The sequence below is a fragment of the Pseudonocardia sp. genome (genome assembly GCF_050246655.1).
Lineage (GTDB): Bacteria > Actinomycetota > Actinomycetes > Mycobacteriales > Pseudonocardiaceae > Pseudonocardia.
In genome coordinates, this window is the sequence record NZ_JBFWVQ010000230.1 from 1 (window position 1) to 3189 (window position 3189).

At 70.8% G+C, this 3189-nt stretch carries 4 protein-coding genes and 1 pseudogene; all 5 read left to right on the forward strand.

Features of this window, described 5'->3' with window-relative positions; genetic code table 11:
* On the forward strand, positions 1–334 hold a 334-nt coding region (locus tag AB7J25_RS30600; RefSeq protein ID WP_428514863.1), incomplete at its 5' end, for a PE domain-containing protein.
* Positions 331–933, forward strand: a complete 603-nt coding sequence (locus tag AB7J25_RS30605; RefSeq protein WP_428514865.1) for a DUF3558 domain-containing protein — start codon at positions 331–333, stop codon at positions 931–933. The genes AB7J25_RS30600 and AB7J25_RS30605, both read left to right, overlap by 4 nt.
* 144 nt (positions 934–1077) lie before the next feature.
* Complete coding sequence (locus AB7J25_RS30610) at positions 1078–1395, forward strand: PE domain-containing protein (RefSeq protein WP_428514867.1); 318 nt, start codon at positions 1078–1080, stop codon at positions 1393–1395.
* 29 nt (positions 1396–1424) lie between these two features.
* Positions 1425–1991 carry a DUF3558 domain-containing protein gene (locus AB7J25_RS30615; RefSeq protein WP_428514869.1) on the forward strand — a complete coding sequence of 189 codons (567 nt, stop codon included), beginning with the start codon at positions 1425–1427 and terminating at the stop codon, positions 1989–1991.
* A pseudogene (locus tag AB7J25_RS30620) lies at positions 1988–3189 on the forward strand (hypothetical protein); the annotation flags it as partial. The gene AB7J25_RS30615 and the pseudogene AB7J25_RS30620, both read left to right, overlap by 4 nt.

Here is a 3189-nt window from a genome sequence, read left to right on the forward strand (position 1 = left end):
GATGACGTCTCCGTACATGAGCGGTCACGACATCGTCGCCGATCCTGCTGCGTTGCGCGCGGCGGCGGCGAAGTTGGACGCGGTGGCGTCGAACCTGGAGCAGTACGCCCTGGGTTGGACCCGCGACGCGGTCCATCGGCGCGTGCAGGATCCCGGTGCGGATCCGGTGAGCCTGCAGCTGCGCAAGAACTTGATCACGATGGCGGAGAGTGCCGGGTGGTGGATGGTCGGTTACGCCCGCCAGGTCCGTGCGGCGCAGGCGCGGTTGTCGGCGGAGGCGGAGGCCTACGAGCGCGTCGAGCGTGAGGCTGCGGATCGGATGCGCGGGCTGTGACCTCCTTGTGGGTTCTCGGCCGGTTCGGGCTGGGTGCGCTGGCTGCGGTGCTGGTGGGGTGCACGCCGGTCTCGGGTGCCGGGGGCGATCCGGGGGCGCCGACGGTCGATGCGGATGGGTTTCCGTTGGACGTTCCGGTCGCGTTGAAGGTGCGGGAGCCGAAGGACGCTCGTGGGTTCGGGCCTTGTGAGTTGTTGACGGTGGCGCAGCAGCGTGAGCTGGGGCTGGATCCGTCGACGGCGAAGACCGGAGCGGACGGGCTGGCGCAGAACTGCTTCTGGTACTACCCCGGGAAGCGCGACTACGCGCGTATCGACATCTCCACTGATCCTACGGCGGGCAAGCTCCCCGGCCTGTGGCGGATGTTCCATGACGATGCCGAGTACGAGCAGTTCGAGATATCCGGGCATCCGGTGATTCGAGTCAATGTCGAGTCTGACAGGTTCTGCAGCCTCAGCATCGCAGTAGCCGACTTGCAGAACCTCGGCGTCGCGGCGACCGCTGATCTCACCCCGCGGTCGGATCCGTGTGCGCCGTCGCGGCGGATGGCCGAGCTGATCCTGTCCAACCTTCCGCCGCTGGTTCGGGGGCAGGGATGACGTTCGTTCTTCTCGCGGCTCAGGCGGATCGTTCGGGGTGCGGGTTCACGATTGTGAATCTGTTGTTCGCGCTGACCTGCGGTGACGCAGTCGACCTGGGTGAAACCTGGAGGGATCGTCGTGCTGGCGTGTGACCATGCGCGCATGAGCGGTCACGACATCGTCGCCGATCCTGCTGCGTTGCGCGCGGCGGCGGCGAAGTTGGGCGCGGTGGCGTCGGACCTGGAGCAGTACGCCCTCGGCTGGACTCGGTATGCCGTGGTACAGCGGGTGCAGGATCCCGGTTCGGATCCGGTGAGTGTGCAGTTGAAGCGGAATCTGGTCACGATGGGGGAGCGCGCGGGGTTGTGGATGGTGGGCTACGCCCGGCAGGTTCGTGCTGCGCAGGAGGGTTTGCTGGCGCAGGCGGAGGCCTACGAGCGGGTGGAGCGTGAGGCTGCGGATCGGATGCGCCGCCTGTGAACCGGGGTTGCTACCGGATCGGGCTGGCTGTGGCGCTGGTCGCCGTGCTAGCCGGCTGCGCACCGGTGTCGGGTGCGGGGGGCGCTCCGGGGGCGCCGACGGTAGATGCGGACGGGTTCCCGTCGGATGTGCCGATCGAGTTGAAGGTGCGCGAGCCCAAGGACGCCCGGGGGATCGGCCCGTGTGAGCTGCTGACAGTCGCGCAGCAGGAGGAGCTCGGGCTCGATCCGTCAACGGCCAAGTCCGGAGCTGAGGGGTTGGCGCAGAGCTGCTTCTGGTACTACCGCGGACAGCACAACTACGCCCGGATCGGAATTTCCACCGACTCGACGGCTGGAAAACTGCCCGCCCTGTGGCGGCTGTTCCGCGACGATCCGAATTACGAGCAATTCGAGGTCGCCGGACATCCGGCTCTGCGGACGAACGTGGAGCCCGATCGGTTCTGCGACATCACGGTGGCGATCGCGGACCTGCAGACGGTCGTTGTTGCCGCGACCGCTGATCTCACCCCGCGGCCGGATCCGTGTGCGCCGTCGCGGCGGATGGCCGAGCTGATCCTGTCCAACCTTCCACCGCTGATCCGGGAGTCGAGATGACAGCCCCGCCGCCCGTACCCCGACCGTCCCCGTACCCCGGAACCCTGGAGCCGTTCGACCAATGGCCGCCGGACCAATTGCTGGCGATCGCGGACAAGCTGAACGCGGAGGCCGTCTCGGTCGAGGCGCGCGAGTACGGAGCCGCCCACGGGATATTCATCACGGCGTCCGAGGACATTTCCACAGCACGCGGCATGCTCGCCGACGCCGGGATGTCCGAAGGCGGCGCGATTGACCATCTGAACTGGCTCGTCGCGCTCGCTGACGGTGCGCGCGACGAGATGGCGGCGGCGAACAGGACGCTGACGGAGCACGCCGGGGCGGTCGCGGCGGCACGCTCCGAGATCGGCTGGGTGCGCTGGGGCGCATCGATGGTGCACACGGGTGTGGGCGGTCCGTGGGACGGGGTTGTCGGCGGGACGATCGACGACGCCGCGAAGTGGTTCGTGATCGACAACGTCCAGCGCTACCAGACCGTGTCGAACGACCACTACCTGACCAGCTACCCCGTGTACGACCCGCCGGTGCAGCCGGTGCCGGCCGCGACCGGCGGAGCCGGGTCCGCTGCGCCCGGGTCCGGGGCGCCGGGCTCGGCGGGGCCCGGTTGGACGCCACCCCCGTGGACGCCACCCGCCGTGGCCGACGCGCCGGCTCTCGGCGGCGCGGGGGGCGGGTTCCCGCCGGGCGGGGCGGCGGTCCCACCCGGCGGCGCGATCCCACCGGGTGGATCCACGCCGCCGGGTGGCACCGTCCTGCCGGGCGCCGCGGTCCCGCCCGGCGTGGTGGCGCCACCCGTGGGCACACCCAGGACCCGATACCCCGGGCCGCCTGCCGCCGGTGGTGCCGTCGGTGTGGTGCCACAAACGCCGCGGTGGCCGGGCGGTGTGCCACCCCGGACGGCCGTGCCCGACGCCCGGTGGCGACCGCCGTCCACCGGGAGCGGTTTCGGACGTTCTGGCGGTCCGGGACCGGGTGTGCCGCCGCGAGACGGGATGGGCGGAGCCGTGCCACGGTCCGGTGCGCCGGGTCCCGGTACGGCAGGGCCGGGATCCGGGCCGCCCGCCGGCAGGCCCGGCACCACAGGCTTCGGGGGCGTCCCGTTCGCCGGTGCCGGCGTCGGGCGGGACGGCGAGTCGCACGCACGCCCGTCGTGGCTGCTCCAGGACGACCCCGAGGCGGTCTGGTTCGCCGGGCTGCC